Consider the following 16,446-nt stretch of genomic DNA (forward strand, 5'->3'; position numbering starts at 1 on the left):
TGCGTCACATCTTGCGACCGAGTTCTGATCGAAGTCAAGCATTTCCGATTGAACGATCAGTTTCGATCGTCATTCGACCGATAGCCCCGGGTCAGGTCGGCTGCGATCAGGCCGCGGCGCCATCCCGCACCGCGCCACAGGAGGTGCGGATCCGCAGCCACGGCAGCAGGCCGATGTGGTGGACCGGCGACTCCACTCCCCTGCTCAGCCGCCGCACCATCAGCTCCATCGCCGCGACCCCCACCGCGCGCTTCGGCGGCGCCACCGCGGTCAGCGGGGGCGCGGCCAGCGCGGCGAACACGTCGTCGTACGAGATCAGGGCCAGGTCGTCGGGCACCCGCAACCCGTGCGCGCGCAGCAGCGGCGGCAGCGCGATGGCGGCCCGGTCGTTGTGCACGAGCACCGCCCGCACCCCATCGCCCGCGCACCCGGCGATCGCGGCGGCGACGCCGGACAGGTCGGTGCCGCGGTCCGGGACGTCGATCACCGGGCACTCGGCGAGTCCTGCCAGCGGCATCCCGGCCGCGTAGGCCGCGCGCACCGCGTGGGCGGTCCAGCTGTCGCTCCGCGCGGCGAGCGCGACCGACTCGTGGCCGAGCGCGGCGAAGTGCCGCAGTGCCACCAGCACGCCGTGGTCATGGTCGGAGGCCACCGAGTCCAGTTCAGCGAGCACGCTGTCGGCGGCGGGATGGCGCTCCACCAGCACGACCGGCACCGGCAGGTCGCGGACCCACGCGGTGGAGTCGAGGCTGCCCGGCAGGAAGTTGGGGGTCAGCAGCAGCCCTTCGACGCCGGACTCCAGCAGCTGCGCGACCTGCGCCTGGTCGTCAGCCCGGTCGTAGGCCGCGACGCTGAGCACCAGGCGCACGCCCACCTTGGCCGCGACCTCGTTTGCACCCTCGATCACCTCGTCGAAGTACCCGTCGACCGTCGGCACGAGCACGCCGACGACCCGCTCCCGCCGCTGGACCCGGTCCTCGGCCAGCGCCGATACCGCGCCGTGTGAACGCTGGAGCAGGCCGCGTTCGGCGAGCACGGCCACGTCGCGTCGAATGGTGACGGCGGGCAGGGCCAAACGTGCGGCCAAGTCGATGACCCGCACGGTGCCCAGCTCGCGGACCAGCCCGAGGATCGCCTGCCTGCGCTGGTCCGCGGTGATGGTCATCGTCTCCCCTAGGACTTTCGGCACGACCGCCGATCGGTTAGTGTGACCAAACCGTATCATTCGATCAGGAACTGATCAAACGTGGAAGGCCCCGATGCTCCCCCCACCTGATCACCGGCTGAGCCCGCGCACCGGCTGGACCCGCGCGCACTGGGCGGCCGTCGCCGACCACTTGGTCGATGGCGTTCTGCGCTACCGGTCTCCCGCGGGCGCCCTGGTGCGGCCGCCCGGCCGGGTCAGCTGCTCGGGCGAACTCAGCGACGGCCTGGAGGGCTACGCGCGCAGCTTCCTGCTCGCGGCGGCGCGGGTGGCGGGTGCGCAGGGCGCGGACGAGCGGGGATGGCTCACCGGCTACGCCGAGGGACTAGCCGCGGGCACCGCCGACACCGACGAACGCTGGCCCGCGATCGTCGACCGGTCGCAGCCCCTGGTGGAGGCGGCGTCGCTGGTCATCGGGCTGCGCCTCACCAAGCCGTGGCTGTGGGACCGGCTGGACGAGGCCGTGCGGCAGCGCGTGGTGGAGTGGCTGCGGCCCGCGCTGCGCGTCGAGCACGTGGACAACAACTGGTGGCTGTTCGCGGTCATGGTCGCCGACTTCCTCGCCGACGTGGGAGCCGGGTCGCCCCAGGGTGACGCGGTCATCCGGCGGGGGCTCGACCGGGTGGAGTCCTTCTACGTCGGCGACGGTTGGTACTCGGACGGGCCGAACCGGGCGTTCGACTACTACAACGGCTGGGCGATGCACTTCTACCTCGGCCTGCGGACGTGGCTGTTCGGTCTGCCCGCCGGGCCCGAGCTGCGCGACCGACTGCGCACCTTCCTCTCCGGCTACGCGGGCTTCTTCGACGGCGGCGGCGGGATGGTCTACTTCGGACGGTCGCTGACCTACCGGTTCGCGTCGGCCGCTCCGCTGTGGCTCGGTGCCGCGCTCGACGCGTCACCGTGGGCACCCGGCCAGACCAGGGCGACGGCGAGCGCGATGCTCCAGCGCTTCCTCGACCGCGGCGCCGTCCACGACGGACTTCTCACCACCGGCTGGTACGGCCCCCACGAGCCGACGCTGCAGCCGTACTCGGGCGCGGCCTCCCCTTACTGGGCGGCGAAAGGCTTCCTCGGGCTCGCTTTGCCCGCCGACCACCCGGTCTGGCGCGACCCCGAACCCGACCAGGGCGATCCGGGAACCGTCACGCTCGACGCGCCGGGGTTCGTCCTGCACGGGCACGGCGGGATCGCGCGCCTGGTGAACCACGGCAGCCACACCGCGCCGGGCGACCCGCTCTACGAACGCCTCGCCTACTCCTCCCGCACCGGCCCCACCGCGCAGGACGACTCGGCCGACAACCACTTCGCCCTGCTCATCGATGGCGGCTGGACGATCCGCGGCGCGGTCGAGCCGCTCGGCAGCGGCCCCGGCTGGGCCGCGTCGCGGCACGTCCCGGCGCCGGGCACGGCCGTGGACAGCGTCAGCGTGGTCCGCGACGACGTCGAGGTCCGCGTGCACCGGGTCGACGCGCCCGAGGGCACCCGGTGCAGGCAGACCGGCTGGGCGGTCGCGGGCGGCGAGGTCGAGGCGAGCCTGGTCGGCCTGCTCGGCTACGACCGGACCCACACCATCACCGTGGCGGCGGGCACCGCGTTCGGCGCCCCGGCCACCGTCGCGGCACTCGACGGCGCGGGCGATCTGCTCGCCTGCGCGGTCGTCCTGCGCCCAGTCGGCGGCGCGCACCCGGACCAGGTCCAGGTCGACCGCGTCCCGAACGGTGTGGCGATCCGCTGGTGGGACGGCGCCGTGCGGCACGTGACATTCACCGACCGGGTGCGGGTCAGCCCCTGACTTGGAAAGGAGCGGCCGTGGAAGCCAGCCGACGCCACCAGGCGATCCTGCTCGCGGTCCGCAGGGACGGCGGCGCCCGCGCCACCGACCTGGCCGCCGACCTCGGCGTCTCGACCATCACGATCCGAAGGGACTTGGCCGAGCTCGAACAGCTCGGCCGCCTGACCAGGGTCCACGGCGGCGCGGTCCTGCCCAGCACGCTGAGCAGCGCCGAGCCGATCCGGGAGGCACCGAGGACCAGCGCGCGCAGGCCGACGATCGGCATGGTGATCCCGGGGACCACCCAGTACTTCCGCGAGGTCGTGGAGGGCGCGCGCCTGGCGGCGCAGGCCCGCGACCTCAAGCTGGTCCTCGCGGTGTCGGACTACGACATCGAAGGCGACAACGTCAACGTCCGACGTCTGCTCGAAGCCCGGATCGACGGGCTGCTGCTGACTCCGAGCGAGCCGTTGGCCAAGCTGACGCTCGACTGGACCGCCGAGCTGCCGGTCCCGGCGCTGTTCGTCGAGCGCTACCACTCCCCCGTCGCCGCCGTGCACCCGATCGAGTTCGTCGCCTCCGACCACCAGCACGGCACCGTCCAGGCGTTGCGGCATCTCGCCGAGCTGGGCCACCGCAAGATCGGGCTGATGACCTGTGACTCCCCGACGAGCGCCTGGATCACTTGCGGCTACGACGCGGCGCTGGACAGCCTCGGCCTCGCCGACGGCATGCCCCGCTACGAGAACCGCACCCGCGCGGAGCTGCTCGCCGACCTCGACCCGATCATGGACTCGTTCGCCGCCGCAGGCGTCACCGCGGTGTTCGCCCACCCCGACGACATCGCCATCCAGGTCGTGCAGCGGGCCAGGCAGCGCGGGATGATCGTCCCCGACGACCTGTCCGTGGTCGCCTACAACGACGAGATCGCGGGCCTCGCCGACATCCCGCTGACCGCCGTGGCCCCGGCCAGGGGGGACGTCGGCCGACTCGCCGTGGAGTTCCTCCTGCGCAAGCTCCACAGCACCCGAGCCGACCGCGCGCCGCTGCACATCCACGTCCTGCCAAGGGTGATCGTCCGCGCGTCGACCGGGCCACCGCGCTGACGAGCCAAGCCGACTTTGCGAGAATCGGCGGACAGAACCTGTCCGCAAGGGATGTCACGGTGGACACCCGAGCGAAATGGAGCAACCCGATGAGCCGCACCGTCCAGGTCACCTTCGACGCGCACGACCCGCGAGCCCTGTCCCTCTTCTGGCGTGACGTCCTGGGCTACGTCCACCCCGGCCCGCCCGGGGTCGAACTGCCAGAGGGCGCCGACCCGCTGGCCGCGTGGGATGAGTTCCTGGCGAAGGTCGGCGTGCCGCAGGACCAGTGGAACACCCGGTCGGCCATCGAGGACCCCGACGGCGACGGCCCCCGGGTCTACTTCCAGCGGGTTCCCGAGGACAAGGTGGCGAAGAACCGCGTCCACCTCGACATCCGCGCCGCCCCGGGCCTGCAGGGCGACGAGCGGATGGCGGCCCTGGAGGCCGAGTGCGACCGGCTCGTCGCCCTTGGCGCGACCCGGGTGGAGCGCCACGAGCCCGACCTGCCGATGGGCGGGGGCCACATCATCATGACCGACCCCGAGGGCAACGAGTTCTGTCTGGACTGACACCGGCTCTCCGCCGGGCGACGGACTGGACGAGCGCCTAGGTCGTCGTCTTGGTGCGGAGGGCGGCGACTGAGCCGAAGGTGTCACGGTCGGCCAGGAACCCCTCCAGCGCGAACGTGGCGGCGCCGAGGCTGACCGGGTTGTGCCGGATCCCGCTCAGCCGCAGGCTCACCTCGCTCAGCGCGTGGTCGGCGACCGACTGCCTGGCGGCGTCCAAAATGGACTCCCCGAGCAGCGTCGCGACCTGGCCGCCGAAGACGATCATCCGCGGGTTGACCAGGTTGACGAGGTTGGCCACCGCGATGCCCAGGTGCTGCCCGGTCCGCTCGACCACCGCCGTCGCCGTGGGCGACGCCGAGGCGGCGGCGATCGCCGCGACGGTCGCCAGGCCGTCCGCGCCGAGCAGCGGGCTGTCCGGGTCGATCTCGCGCAGGGTGGCGGCGATGCCCAGTGCGCCGACATACGCCTCCACGCAGCCGCGGCGCCCGCACCGGCAGACGCGGCCACCGGGCACCAAGACCATGTGGCCCCACTCGCCCGCCGAGTTGTCCACCCCGCGGTAGAGCACGCCGTCGACGGTGATGCCGACGCCGACCCCGGAGCGCAGGGTGACCACGACGAGGTCGCCGACCTCGCGGCCCGCGCCGAACCACAGCTCGGCCACGGTGCTCGCCTTCAGCGGGTTGTCGAGGTGGATACGGTGCGGGAGGCGGGCGGCCAGCATGGCTTTGACCGGCACGTCGCGCCAGCCCCAGTACGGGGAGAACAGCGACACGCCCTCCTCCGGCGCCACCGGGCCGGGCATGCTCACCCCGAGGCCGAGCACGGCGTCGCCGCCGACGAGTTCGGTGACCGCGCCCGCCACCAGGTCGGCGATGTCGTCAGGGCTGGTCGCCGCGGGGTCGACCGGCACGTCGACCGACCGCCGGGGTGTCATCGTGAGGTCGAACAGGTCGACGTGGATGGCCGTCTCGGCGATGTCGACGCCCACGAGCCACCCCCGGTCGGGGTTCACCGCGATGCGCGCCCGCGGCCTGCCGACGCTGCTGGTGTCGTGGCCGAGTTCGACGAGCACGCCGACTTCGATCAGCTCGGCGATCAGGTTGCTCACCGACGCGAACGACAGCCCGGTCCGCGTGGCGACGTCCTGCCTGCTGACGCTCCCGTCGGCGGCGTAGACGGCCCTGAGCACGTCGAACCTGTTGCGGTGCCGGATCTCCCGAGCCGTTCGGTGCTGCACTGGTCGACTTCCCTGTTCGTCCGGGTAATCGGCACATTCTGGACGACGTTGACCCGATGAGCCTCTCTACACGCCGATCAGGCGAGCCCGGCGCACGCGGAACGCGGCGAACGTGACGAGCGCACCCACGACGAGGCCGCCGATCCCCCACTCCCACCGGACGTCCCCGGGTGCCACCGTGGTCTCGACCGCGGCGAGCGCGGGCGCGGCGACGGCGGGGATGTCGACGACCTGCCCCGGCTTCGTGAGGCCCAGGGTGTCGAACAGGGCGGCGAGTTCCGCGGGCGCCGGGCTGGAGTGCCACGTCGCCGGGGCGTCCCAGATGTTGCCGCCCTCCGGCCCGACGATCCTGGTCTCGATGACCGGGCCCGAAGCGGTGAGGAAGATGCGGTCGGTGCGCCAAACCTGGACGTCGTGGATCAGCCAGGTCGCGGTGACGTAGGAGTCGGACTCGGTGGCCTTCACGGCCTGGCCGCCGTGGACGGCGCTCTCGAGCCGTTTGTAGGCGGAGTCGCTGTGGTAGACCGCCGCCACGCGCTGGTTCTCCGGGGAGGACAGCAGCACGCTTGTCGGCCCGCCCGCCGAGGCGGGCGCCGCGCCGAGGACGACAAGGCCGATCGCGGCGAGCAGAGGCAGGATGGTGGCGCGCATGACGGGGCCTCCCTTTCCGTTGGCTGCCCTGACTACACCGCCCGCCGCGCCCCGGTTCCCGGTCAGCGGGCGGATTCGGCGATCTCCACCGCGCGCGCCCGGTCGAGGTCGCCTTCCAGTCGCAGCGTGACGTTCCCGGTCTGCCAGATGAGGGTGCGCCCGGCCAGCCGCGCGGGCTCGGCGCGCTGGGCGCCGCCGGGCGACTGCACGACGATCTCGTGCGGGCTCGGCAGCCACAGCGCCTCGTCGCCGTCGACCATGGTGAACTCGACCTCGTCGTAGACGGTCTTGACGAAGTACGGCGCCAGCCGGGCGCCGACCTGGTCCAGCCGCACACCCGGCCAGGCCATCGACACCACCATCCGGTCCGCCGACACCCCGACCTGCGACGGCGCGCCGAGAGCCGACGGCACCACCACGTCGAACCTGACCAGCTCCCGCGCCTCCTCGAGGGTGACCCCGCCTTCGATCGTGGGCGGGGGCGCGGTGGGCGGGGCCGCGCCAGTGGTCGTGCGGACCTCGACCGCGCCGATGCCGAACCACTCCGCCACCGCCGCCCGGACCGGCGGGGTGAGCGCGCCGACCAGCACGAGCCCGGTCAGCAGCGACACCAGCGCACGCCAGCGGGCCCGCGCCCACGCCACCAGCCTGCGGATCCGCCCGGCCTTGACCGGCACCGGCTCGGTGGCCACGCGCGCGAGGACCGCCGCCGTCAGCGCGGCGGTGGGCTCGGGCGACGGGAGGTGGTCGCCGAGCGCGCGCAGGTCGCGGATCAGGGGGTCAGTCATCGGCGCCGTCCGTTTCGAGCGACGACCGCAGGCGCTTCAGCGCGCGCGACAGCCGTGACTTCACCGTGCCGCGCGGCCAGCCGAGCACCGTCGCGGTCTCCCGCTCGTCCAGGTCGAGGAGGTACCGACAGGTCACCACCAGTCGATAAGCCTCCGGGAGCACCTCTACCGCCCGGACCAGCTCGGCGCGCCGGGCCCTGGCCTCGGCTGACAGCTCCGGGTCCGCAACCGGCTCCGGCAGCACCGCGGCCACCTCGGTCGCCCCGCGCCGCCGGGCCGAGCGCCGCAGGTTGTTGGTCTCGTTGGCCACGATCCGCAGCAGCCACGGCCGGAACGGCGCCCCGTCGCGGAACCCGCCCAACGCCCGGTACGCCTTGACCAGCGACTCCTGCACGACGTCCTCCGCGTCCGCCCCGGCGCCGAGCAGCACCGCCACCCGCACCGCCACACCGGCGTGGGCGCGCACGAGATCCCCGTACGCGCCCACGTCCCCGGCGCGCACTCTGGCCACGGCTTCCGCGTCCGCGTCGATCCGCGTTGCTCCCGTCAGTGCGTCTACGGACAGGTCTACACCGCCGGGGACCGGGAGGTTCCACTCAGCCGAGAACGGGACCTTGGCCCCCTGCCGTCGGGACCACCGGCAGCATCGGCGTGCGGGTCGGACGTCGAGGATGGACCGATCGCGACGAGGCAGGGAGTACGCCGTGACGATGTCCGCGCGGCAGGCTGAGGTGTCCACTTCCCTGCTGGAACGGATCCGCCAGGGCCTCATCGGCGAGGGCGAGATCCTCGACGGCCCCTACGGTCCGCACCGGATCACCTACGCCGACTACACCGCCTCAGGCCGGTCGCTGGACTTCGTCGAGGACTTCGTGCGCGAGCGGGTCCTGCCGCGCTACGCCAACACCCACACCGAGAGCTCCGGCACCGGCCTGCACACCGGGCTGCTGCGCGAGCAGGCCCGCGACATCATCCACGCCTCGGTCGGCGCCACCGCCGACGACATCGTGATCTTCTGCGGGTCGGGTGCCACGGCCGCGGTGAACAAGCTCATCGGCATCCTCCAACTGCGGGTCCCCGACGGGATCGACCCGCCTGCCGACCGGCCGGTCGTGTTCGTCGGCCCCTACGAGCACCACTCCAACGAGCTGCCGTGGCGCGAGTCCATCGCCGACGTCGTCGTCATCGACGCCGACGCCGACGGCCACATCGACCTCGACCAGCTCGAACGCGGGCTGCGCGAGCACGCGGACCGGCCGCTGCGGATCGGCAGCTTCTCGGCGGCCTCCAACGTCACCGGCATCCTCACCGACACCGACCGCGTCGCGGCGCTGCTGCACCGGCACGGTGCGCTGTCCTTCTGGGACTACGCGGCCGCCGGTCCCTATGTCCCGATCCGGGTGGCCGAGAGCGCGCCGGGCGAGGGCGACCACAAGGACGCGCTGTTCCTGTCACCGCACAAGTTCGTCGGCGGCCCGCAGACGCCGGGCGTGCTCGTCGTGCGGCGCGACCTGGTGACCAACCGGGTGCCGACCGTTCCGGGCGGCGGCACCGTGGCGTTCGTCGGCCCGCTCGGACACCGCTACCTCGCCGACAAGGTCGCGCGGGAGGAAGGCGGCACGCCCGCGATCGTGGAGTCCATCCGCGCGGGGATCGTCTTCGCGCTGAAGGACGCGGTGGGCACCGACGTCATCCAGGTCATGGAGGAACGCCTCTGGCACAACGCCGTGGACCGCTGGTCGGCCCACCCCGCCATCCAGGTGCTCGGCGACCACCGGTCGGCCCGCCTGTCCATTGTGTCCTTCCAGATCCGGGCTGGCGACCTGTTCCTGCACCACAACTTCGTGGTCGCCGTCCTCAACGACCTGTTCGGCGTGCAGTCCCGCGGCGGCTGTTCGTGCGCGGGCCCGTACGGCCACCGGCTGCTCGCCATCGACGCCGCCCGCTCCCACGCCTACGACGACGAGAGCGCCCGCGGCTGCGACGGGATCAAACCGGGCTGGGTCCGCCTGAACTTCAACTACTTCATCTCCGACACCGTCCGCGACTACCTGGTCGACGCCGTCACCCTCCTCGCCGACCACGGCACGCGCCTGCTGCCCGACTATCGCTTCGACGCCCACACCGGCCTGTGGCGCCACCACCGCGCCGCCGAGTTCCTGCCCCACGTCCCGGACCTCCGCCGCCCCGAGCACACCCCGCAGGCGACGGTCTTGGGTGAGGACGCACTCGCCGAACACCTCGACCGCGCCCGGCGGATCTTGCTCGCCAAGCCCGACATCAGCGTCGACGGCCCCAGCGGCATGGCCGAGGACTTCGAGTCGCTGCGCTGGTTCGCCCTGCCACCCGCGTGCGTGCAGGCGTAAGGCATCGGTAAGCAATCCCTAAGCGGCCCGTTATGGCTTCCCCCTTGGCAGAGGGCTTCGCTTGGTTGACCACATTCCTGAGCGGAGAAGCCCATGCGCACTAGAAGAACGTCCGGACACCCATCCCTCTGGCGCGGCGCGGCGGTCCTGTTCGCCGCAGTCAGCGCGGTCATGTTCGCCACCCCGGCGAGCGCGGCCGGACCCGACACGGCCGACGCGGTGGAGCCGTTCGAGCGCGACGTGTTCGAGATCGTCGGCTCGACGCTGCGGAACCCGACCTCGGCGACCGACCCGTCGGCGCCGCTGTTCAACGTCGCCGGGGTGTCGCTGGATCGCACATGGGGCCAGTGGTCCGCCGCGTCGGCGACCTCTACCGTGCGGTCCACCGGCGGGCGGGCGGCACGCACCGACGTCCGGCTCACCTTCACCGGACTCGTGCCGAACGGGGTCTACTCGGTGTTCTGGGGCACTTTGCAGCCCGACTCGGAGAACCCGCTGTGCCCCGGCGTGGAGCGCACGCTCGCCCTGCCCAGCGCCGACGCCGGACAACTGCCCGACGCCTCGTCGTTCGTCGCGGCAGGCGACGGCACAGCGGCCTTCCGCGGCAAGCTCGACGGCGCGTTGCTCGACTCGGCCGCCCAAGTGTTCTTCAGCGTGATCTACCACCTCAACGGCCAGACCTACGGCCCGCTCCCCAACGCGGGCGAGTTCCAGACGCAAGGACCCAACTGTCACAGCAGTTTCGGAGATGACGCGATGCGCCATCTTCTGATTCTGCAGAAGTGGTGAACACAGTTGCGTCACATGATCACCAACGAACGTCTTCCTGGCGCGATCCCACGCTAACCTATTTGTCCGGTCATTCACCGTCACAGCAAGCCGACGGCGTTGGAGGGACGACAAAGCGTGGACTACCTCGACCACTCTCGCAGAGTTGTCATCGTCGGAGCGGGACTGGGAGGTACCGCGACTGCCATCCGCCTGCTGCAGTTCGCTCGGGAGCCTGTCGAGATCGTGTTGCTCGAACGGCAGTCCGAATATCGGAACGCGGGCGTGGCGTATCACCGGGAAAGCAATCACTGGCACCACGTCTTCAACATCCAGGCGGGCCGGATGTCGGCGTTCCGGGAAGACGTCGACGATTTCATCAACTGGGCCAACCACGAGGCCGACCGGTCCGACTGGCCGCCGGAATGGCGCGGGTTCACCTTCACCGAGTCCGGCCCCGCGCCACGCCGAATCTATCCCGACTATCTCGCCGACCGGCTCGCCCAAGCCGCGCGGGAAGCGTTGGAGGGTGTCGAACTGATCGAGGTCGACGGGGAAGTGGTCGATTTGGACGTCCACTCCGAACACGTGCACGTCTCGGTGCGGGGCGAGATCACGGCGATCAGAGCCGATCACGTCATTCTCGCGACCGGCCTCGAACGGAAGTACCCGGTTTTCGCCGAGAGCGTGGTCGACCATCCCGCGTTCGTCAGGAGCCCGTACTCGGAAGCGGGGATCGAGCGCGTCCTCGGCCTGCCGCGCGACGCGGTCGTGGCGATCGTCGGCACGCTGCTCAGCGCCTACGACTCGGCGGCGCTACTGCTGCGCCGCGGGCACACCGGGAAGATCCATCTGATCTCGCGATCGGGGCTGACGCTGCGGACCTATCCCCCGGACCACCGCCACCGCGTCCTCACCCTGCCCCCGCCCGACCTCGGCGAGGTCTACGAGGGGCGGGAGAAGTTCGTCCGCCGGTTCAAGGTCGAGTGGGCGCGGGCCTGCGCCATCGTCGCCCGCGAGTACCCCGACATCTCGCCCGCGGTGGTGACCGAGCGGGTCTCCAAGTCGTGGGAGCCGTACCTTCCCGCGGTCATCGCGCGGATTCCCTCCGCGGACCTCGCCGCCCTGCTCGACAGCTACGGCAGCCTGCTGGCCGTGCTGCGGGTCGGTGTCATGGCCTACACCGCCGAGATCGTCGAGGCCGCGATGGACGGGCAGGTCACGGTCACCGCGTCGAAGGTCGAGGAGATCCACAGCACGAAGGCGGGCACGCTGGTCGTGTCCACGCCCGCCCGGCGCATCGAGGCCGATCTGGTGATCTCGAACTTCGGCCGCGAGTCGAACTACGAGCGCGTCCAGAGCGAGCTGTGGGCGAACCTGCTGCGCAAGGGGATCGCGTGCGCGCACCGGCGGACCGGGCGCGGCGTCGAGGTCGATCCCCGCGGCACCCTGGTCGACTCGACCGGCGTCCCGTCCGGGCCGATCTCGGTGGTGGGCAGCCCGCGCGAGGGCGACGAGATCGTGCGCAACGGCCGGACGGGCGCGTTCACGTTCAACCTCGCCGCGATCAAGAACCACACGGTGGAGGTCGCGGCGACCGTGCTGTGCCTGCTCGAATCCTGCTACGACGAGGTCCCCGCGACCCTGCCGGAGAATCCGGAACTGGAGGAAGCGGTCTCGTATTCGACGATGCTCGATGTGCGCCGAATGACCGCGCGGCGCCGCGACTACCGACAGGCCCTGATCACCCACCTGGAAGACAGCCTCCAGACGATTCGGGACATCACCGCCCGAAACGGCCACCCGACAACGGATCGGGCGCTGCGGTCGGCGATCAGCGCGGCCGCGGCGGCGAAATTGAAGAACCTTTCCGTGACGCCAAGGGATCTGCGTTCCATTCTCGGCCTCGAACGCCGTTTGGAGTCGATCGGCTGAGACGAACGGACCCATGTGACGAAGGACACGACCGCGCGCGAACAGCGGGAAGCGGCATCCGAGAAGACGCACGGTCGACCGGGCGACTGCGAGCCTGAATCATCATCGTGAAGTCGCTTGGTGATCTCGGCCTGCTCGTCGTCGGTGGGAGGAAATCGTGCACCCTCGCGAATTCTTTGGCGAGTTGCTTGTCACCACGCGGGCGGCGACCGTGCGCGGTATCTGCAATCGCACAATGGAACCCGTCGATGATTCCGTGCTGATCGTCGAGGGACTGGGCCCCGAGTTCTACGACGCGATCGTCGCGGCTTCGGCGGTCGTCTGCGCCAGTGGCGGCCGCACTGGGCATATGGAATCTCTGTGCCGTTCGCGGGGAATCCCGGTGCTCCGGATCGATCGGGCCGACCTCGACGACCTCACCGGGCACGTGACGGTCCGGCTCGACCGCCAGTCGGTCACCCTCGGCGAAGCCGACCGCCCCCAGCTGTCCCCGAACTCGCTCACCGTCACGTCGGCCGACCTCGGGTCGGTCTGCGTGGTGATCGCCGACGCGACCGACGTCCAGGCGACGAACGCGCTCGTCCCCCGCGTCGAGCAGGTGACCAGCTTCTTCGTCCGCGAGGAGTTCGTCTGCCTGTCCGCGGGCCTGAGCCCGCTCGACGCGCTCAGGTCCGGCGAGGCAGAGCGCTACGGCGCCGCCATCGGGTCGGAGCTGTGCACGATCGCCAAAGAGCTACTGCCCGGACAGCGCCTTGTCCTGCGCCTGCTCGACCTCCGGTCGGACGACGCCGCACAGATCACCACGGGCGTGGTCGACCACGAACCGAACCCCGACCTCGGCCTGCACGGCGCCCGGTGGCTCCTGGAGGAACCCCACTACCCGCGCGCCTTCCAGGCCCTGCGCGCCTACGTGCACGAACGCCTGGGACCGGACGCGGACCGGCTGAGCTTCGCGGTGCCGTTCATCAACGACCACCACGAGTTCCGCCGACTCCGCCGCCATCTCGACCTGCCCGACGACACCCCACTCTCGGTGTTCGTCGAGACCCCGGCCGCCGTGCACTCCGCGCCCGAGTTCTGCGCCGCCGGAGCGGCGGAACTGTTCGTCGGCACCAAGGACCTTGTCCAGTTCTATCTCGCGGCCGACCGCAGCAACCACCTGGTCGCGTCCTCGTACCAGACGCGGCACCCGGCGGTCCTGGCCGGCTTGGGTCAAGTCGTCGTCTCCGCCCGCCGCGCCGGAACCCCGGTCCACGTGTTCGCGCTGGCCGCGGACCTCGACCACTACGTGCGGCACCTGCCCGCGACCGGATTCATGATGTGCACCGCCGAGGCGCGCCTGCTGTCACGGTGAGGCCGCGCCCCGCAGCTTCTCGATCGCCGCGCGGCCCGCCTCCAGCCGCGCGACCGGCACCCGGAACGGCGAGCACGACACGTAATCCAGGCCGACGCGGTGGAAGAAGTGGATCGACACCGGGTCGCCGCCGTGCTCGCCGCAGATCCCCAGGTGCAGGTCCGGGCGCTTGGCCCGGCCGCGCTCGACGGCGATCTCGATGAGCTTGCCGACGCCGATCTCGTCGAGGGTCTCGAACGGGGACACGGTGAACACGCCCTTGTCCAGGTAGGTCGCGAAGAACCCGGCCTCCACGTCGTCGCGGGAGAAGCCCCACGTCGTCTGGGTGAGGTCGTTGGTGCCGAAGGAGAAGAACTCGGCCTCCTCGGCGATCCGGTCGGCGGTGAGCGCCGCGCGCGGCAGCTCGATCATCGTGCCGATCGGGAAGGTCAACTCGACACCGTGCTCGGCGGCGACCTCGGCGACCACCTCGACGATCTCCTGCCGGATCAGGTGCAGCTCCATCGCGCTGCCGACCAGCGGGACCATGATCTCCGGCCGCGCGTCGATCCCCTGCGCGCGCAGCTCCGCCGCCGCCTCCGCGACCGCCCGCACCTGGAGTTTGAACAGCCCCGGCACGACCAGTCCGAGTCGCACGCCGCGCAGGCCGAGCATCGGGTTGGACTCGTGCAGGCGTTCCACCGCGGCCAGCAGCCGGGTGTCGACGTCGGAGTCCTCGCCGCGCTCCTGCGCCCTGGCGACCCGGACGAGCAGGTCGGCCCGGTCCGGCAGGAACTCGTGCAGCGGCGGGTCGAGCAGCCGGATGGTGACAGGCAGCCCCTCCATCGCGGCGAGAAGGTCGAGGAAGTCGGTGCGCTGCACCGGAAGCAGCATCGCCAGCGCCTCGTCCCGGTCGGCGCCCTCGGCGAGGATCACCCGCTCGATCAGCTCGCGCCGGTCGCCAAGGAACATGTGCTCGGTGCGGCACAGCCCGATCCCCTGCGCGCCGAGCGCGCGGGCACGGCGGGCGTCGTCGCCGCTGTCGGCGTTGGCGCGGACCTTCAGCCCGCGCACCTCGTCGGCGTGGGTGAGCAGCCGGTCGACCGCCCGGACCAGCTCCGCGGTCTCGTCGTCGGCGTCGCGCAGCGCCGCGTCCAGCCCCTCGGCCAGGTAGCGGGTCACCGGCGACTCGACCACGGCGACCTCGCCGAGGAGCACCTCACCGGTGCCGCCGTCGATGGCGATGCGGTCGCCCTCGGCGAAGGTCCCCCGACTGGTCGTCGCGGTCCGAGCCGCCGGGTCCACGTCGAGTTCCTCGGCCCCGCACACGCACGTGCGGCCCATCCCGCGCGCGACGACCGCCGCGTGCGAGGTCTTGCCGCCGCGCGCGGTGAGCACGCCCACCGCGGCGATCATGCCTTCGAGGTCGTCCGGGTTGGTCTCGCGCCGGACCAGGATCACGTCCTCGCCGCGCGCCGCCCACGCCGCGGCGGTGGCCGAGTCGAACACCGCGCGACCGGCGGCGGCGCCGGGCGAGGCGGCCAGGCCGGTGGTCAGCCGGTGCCGGGTGGCCTTCTGGTCGAACTGCGGGAACATCAGCTGCACGAACTGCTGCCCGGTGACCCGCGACAGCGCCTCGTCGAGGGTGATCAGCTGCTCGTCGACGAGCTGCGCGGCGATGCGGAACGCGGCGGCCGGGGTGCGCTTGCCGACCCGGGTCTGCAGCAGCCACAGCTTGCCGCGCTCGACGGTGAACTCGATGTCGCACAGGTCGCGGTAGTGGGTCTCCAGCCTGCGCATCGCCGTGCGCAGCTCACCCGCCGACTTGGGGTCGAGCCGGTCGAACTCCTCCATCGCCAGCGGCGTGCGGATGCCTGCGACGACGTCCTCGCCCTGGGCGTTGGGCAGGTAGTCGCCGTAGACGCCGGTGCGGCCGGAGGCGGGGTCGCGGGTGAAGCAGACCCCGGTGCCCGAGGTCTCCCCCAGGTTGCCGAACACCATCGCGCAGACGTTGACGGCGGTGCCGAGGTCGTGCGGGATGCGCTCGCGCCGCCGGTAGATCCGCGCCCGGGCGGTGTTCCATGAGTCGAAGACCGCGCGCGTCGACATGTCGAGCTGCTCACGCGGGTCCTGGGGGAACTCGCGGCCGCTGTGCTCGAGGATCAGGGCCTTGAACCGCTCGACCGCCTCGACAAGATCGTCGGCGGACAGCTCGGTGTCGGACCGCCCGGCCTGCAGCGTCGTCCAGGCGTGGTCGAACACCTCGGGGTCGATGCCGAGCACGGTACGGCCGAACATCTGCAGCAGTCTGCGGTAGGAGTCCCACGCGAACCGTTTGTCCTGGGCGGCCTCGGCGAGCCCGACCACCGAGTAGTCGTTCAGGCCGACGTTGAGGACGGTCTCCATCATGCCGGGCATCGAGAACTTCGCCCCGGACCGGACGCTGACCAGCAGCGGGTCGACCACGTCGCCCAGCCGCCTGCCGAGCTGGTTCTCCAGCCTGCGCAACGCCATGGTCACCTGCACTCGCAGCGCGGACGGCTCGACGCCGTCGGCCAGATAGGCGCGGCATGCCTCGGTGGTGATGGTGAACCCGGGCGGCACCGGCAGCCCGAGCCTGGTCATCTCGGCGAGGTTGGCGCCCTTGCCGCCGAGCAGGTCCTTGCTGTCCTTGTCGCCCTGGACGAAGTCGAAAACCCAATCAGTCATCGCGAGCCTCCCGTCCTTAGC

At 71.5% G+C, this 16,446-nt stretch carries 13 protein-coding genes; 7 read left to right on the plus strand and 6 right to left on the minus strand.

The annotated features are described in order from the left end of the window. Positions 1 to 106: 106 nt before the first annotated feature. Positions 107 to 1,165 (minus strand): substrate-binding domain-containing protein, encoded by a 1,059-nt coding sequence (locus ACSHT8_RS06810; protein ID WP_436498779.1) that lies wholly within the window; start codon positions 1,163 to 1,165, stop codon positions 107 to 109. Between the two features lie 94 nt (positions 1,166 to 1,259). On the opposite strand from ACSHT8_RS06810, the gene ACSHT8_RS06815 reads away from it, so the two are divergent. From ACSHT8_RS06815 to ACSHT8_RS06825, 3 genes are all read left to right on the plus strand, one after another. Next, on the plus strand, positions 1,260 to 2,999 hold the full coding sequence (locus ACSHT8_RS06815; protein ID WP_436498781.1) for a DUF2264 domain-containing protein: 1,740 nt from the start codon (positions 1,260 to 1,262) through the stop codon (positions 2,997 to 2,999). Between the two features lie 17 nt (positions 3,000 to 3,016). Continuing rightward, complete coding sequence (locus tag ACSHT8_RS06820; protein ID WP_436498783.1) at positions 3,017 to 4,084, plus strand: substrate-binding domain-containing protein; 1,068 nt, start codon at positions 3,017 to 3,019, stop codon at positions 4,082 to 4,084. 89 nt (positions 4,085 to 4,173) lie between these two features. Continuing rightward, positions 4,174 to 4,635 carry a VOC family protein gene (locus ACSHT8_RS06825; RefSeq protein WP_436498785.1) on the plus strand — a complete coding sequence of 154 codons (462 nt, stop codon included), beginning with the start codon at positions 4,174 to 4,176 and terminating at the stop codon, positions 4,633 to 4,635. 37 nt (positions 4,636 to 4,672) lie between these two features. Here ACSHT8_RS06825 and ACSHT8_RS06830 read toward each other — a convergent pair whose 3' ends face one another. The 4 genes from ACSHT8_RS06830 to ACSHT8_RS06845 all read right to left on the minus strand — a co-directional run bounded on the left by ACSHT8_RS06830 (position 4,673) and on the right by ACSHT8_RS06845 (position 7,825). Beyond that, entirely contained in the window at positions 4,673 to 5,875 is a 1,203-nt protein-coding gene (locus ACSHT8_RS06830; RefSeq protein ID WP_436498787.1) for an ROK family protein, read from the minus strand. Between the two features lie 66 nt (positions 5,876 to 5,941). Then, the gene (locus ACSHT8_RS06835) at positions 5,942 to 6,526 is read right to left on the minus strand and encodes a hypothetical protein (RefSeq protein ID WP_436498789.1); all 585 of its coding nucleotides are present in this window, start codon (positions 6,524 to 6,526) and stop codon (positions 5,942 to 5,944) included. A gap of 62 nt (positions 6,527 to 6,588) precedes the next feature. After that, positions 6,589 to 7,314 (minus strand): hypothetical protein, encoded by a 726-nt coding sequence (locus ACSHT8_RS06840; protein WP_436498790.1) that lies wholly within the window; start codon positions 7,312 to 7,314, stop codon positions 6,589 to 6,591. Beyond that, positions 7,307 to 7,825, minus strand: a complete 519-nt coding sequence (locus tag ACSHT8_RS06845) for an RNA polymerase sigma factor (RefSeq protein ID WP_436498792.1) — start codon at positions 7,823 to 7,825, stop codon at positions 7,307 to 7,309. The genes ACSHT8_RS06840 and ACSHT8_RS06845 overlap by 8 nt, the downstream gene beginning before the upstream one ends. A gap of 199 nt (positions 7,826 to 8,024) precedes the next feature. On the opposite strand from ACSHT8_RS06845, the gene ACSHT8_RS06850 reads away from it, so the two are divergent. The 4 genes from ACSHT8_RS06850 (at position 8,025) to ACSHT8_RS06865 (ending at position 13,737) form a co-directional block, all read left to right on the plus strand. Continuing rightward, a complete protein-coding gene (locus tag ACSHT8_RS06850) occupies positions 8,025 to 9,680 on the plus strand; it encodes an aminotransferase class V-fold PLP-dependent enzyme (protein ID WP_436502005.1) in 1,656 nt (551 codons plus the stop codon). Between the two features lie 93 nt (positions 9,681 to 9,773). Further along, positions 9,774 to 10,469, plus strand: coding sequence for a hypothetical protein (locus ACSHT8_RS06855; RefSeq protein ID WP_436498794.1), 696 nt, complete (start codon positions 9,774 to 9,776; stop codon positions 10,467 to 10,469). Positions 10,470 to 10,586: 117 nt separating this feature from the next. Further along, entirely contained in the window at positions 10,587 to 12,383 is a 1,797-nt protein-coding gene (locus tag ACSHT8_RS06860) for an FAD/NAD(P)-binding protein (RefSeq protein ID WP_436498796.1), read from the plus strand. A 235-nt stretch (positions 12,384 to 12,618) separates the two neighbouring features. Continuing rightward, positions 12,619 to 13,737: a putative PEP-binding protein gene (locus tag ACSHT8_RS06865; protein WP_436498798.1), complete on the plus strand. Its 1,119-nt coding sequence runs from the start codon at positions 12,619 to 12,621 to the stop codon at positions 13,735 to 13,737. On the opposite strand, the gene ppdK is transcribed toward ACSHT8_RS06865, so the two are convergent. Next, positions 13,729 to 16,425: a pyruvate, phosphate dikinase gene (gene ppdK, locus ACSHT8_RS06870; RefSeq protein WP_436498800.1), complete on the minus strand. Its 2,697-nt coding sequence runs from the start codon at positions 16,423 to 16,425 to the stop codon at positions 13,729 to 13,731. The two genes, ACSHT8_RS06865 and ppdK, sit on opposite strands and share 9 nt — an antisense overlap. Between the last annotated feature and the right edge of the window lie 21 nt (positions 16,426 to 16,446).

Source organism: Actinokineospora sp. HUAS TT18, assembly GCF_051364635.1.
In the GTDB taxonomy this organism is placed as follows: Bacteria; Actinomycetota; Actinomycetes; order Mycobacteriales; family Pseudonocardiaceae; genus Actinokineospora.

What these genes read in the sequence shown, in the direction of transcription:
- ACSHT8_RS06810 (WP_436498779.1), bottom strand. Translation starts at nt 1,165, where the DNA reads ATGACCATCACCGCGGACCAGCGCAGGCAGGCGATCCTCGGGCTGGTC.
- ACSHT8_RS06865 (WP_436498798.1), top strand. Translation starts at nt 12,619, where the DNA reads ATGGAACCCGTCGATGATTCCGTGCTGATCGTCGAGGGACTGGGCCCC.
- ACSHT8_RS06855 (WP_436498794.1), top strand. Translation starts at nt 9,774, where the DNA reads ATGCGCACTAGAAGAACGTCCGGACACCCATCCCTCTGGCGCGGCGCG.
- ACSHT8_RS06850 (WP_436502005.1), top strand. Translation starts at nt 8,025, where the DNA reads ATGTCCGCGCGGCAGGCTGAGGTGTCCACTTCCCTGCTGGAACGGATC.
- ppdK (WP_436498800.1), bottom strand. Translation starts at nt 16,425, where the DNA reads ATGACTGATTGGGTTTTCGACTTCGTCCAGGGCGACAAGGACAGCAAG.
- ACSHT8_RS06835 (WP_436498789.1), bottom strand. Translation starts at nt 6,526, where the DNA reads ATGCGCGCCACCATCCTGCCTCTGCTCGCCGCGATCGGCCTTGTCGTC.
- ACSHT8_RS06840 (WP_436498790.1), bottom strand. Translation starts at nt 7,314, where the DNA reads ATGACTGACCCCCTGATCCGCGACCTGCGCGCGCTCGGCGACCACCTC.
- ACSHT8_RS06815 (WP_436498781.1), top strand. Translation starts at nt 1,260, where the DNA reads ATGCTCCCCCCACCTGATCACCGGCTGAGCCCGCGCACCGGCTGGACC.
- ACSHT8_RS06825 (WP_436498785.1), top strand. Translation starts at nt 4,174, where the DNA reads ATGAGCCGCACCGTCCAGGTCACCTTCGACGCGCACGACCCGCGAGCC.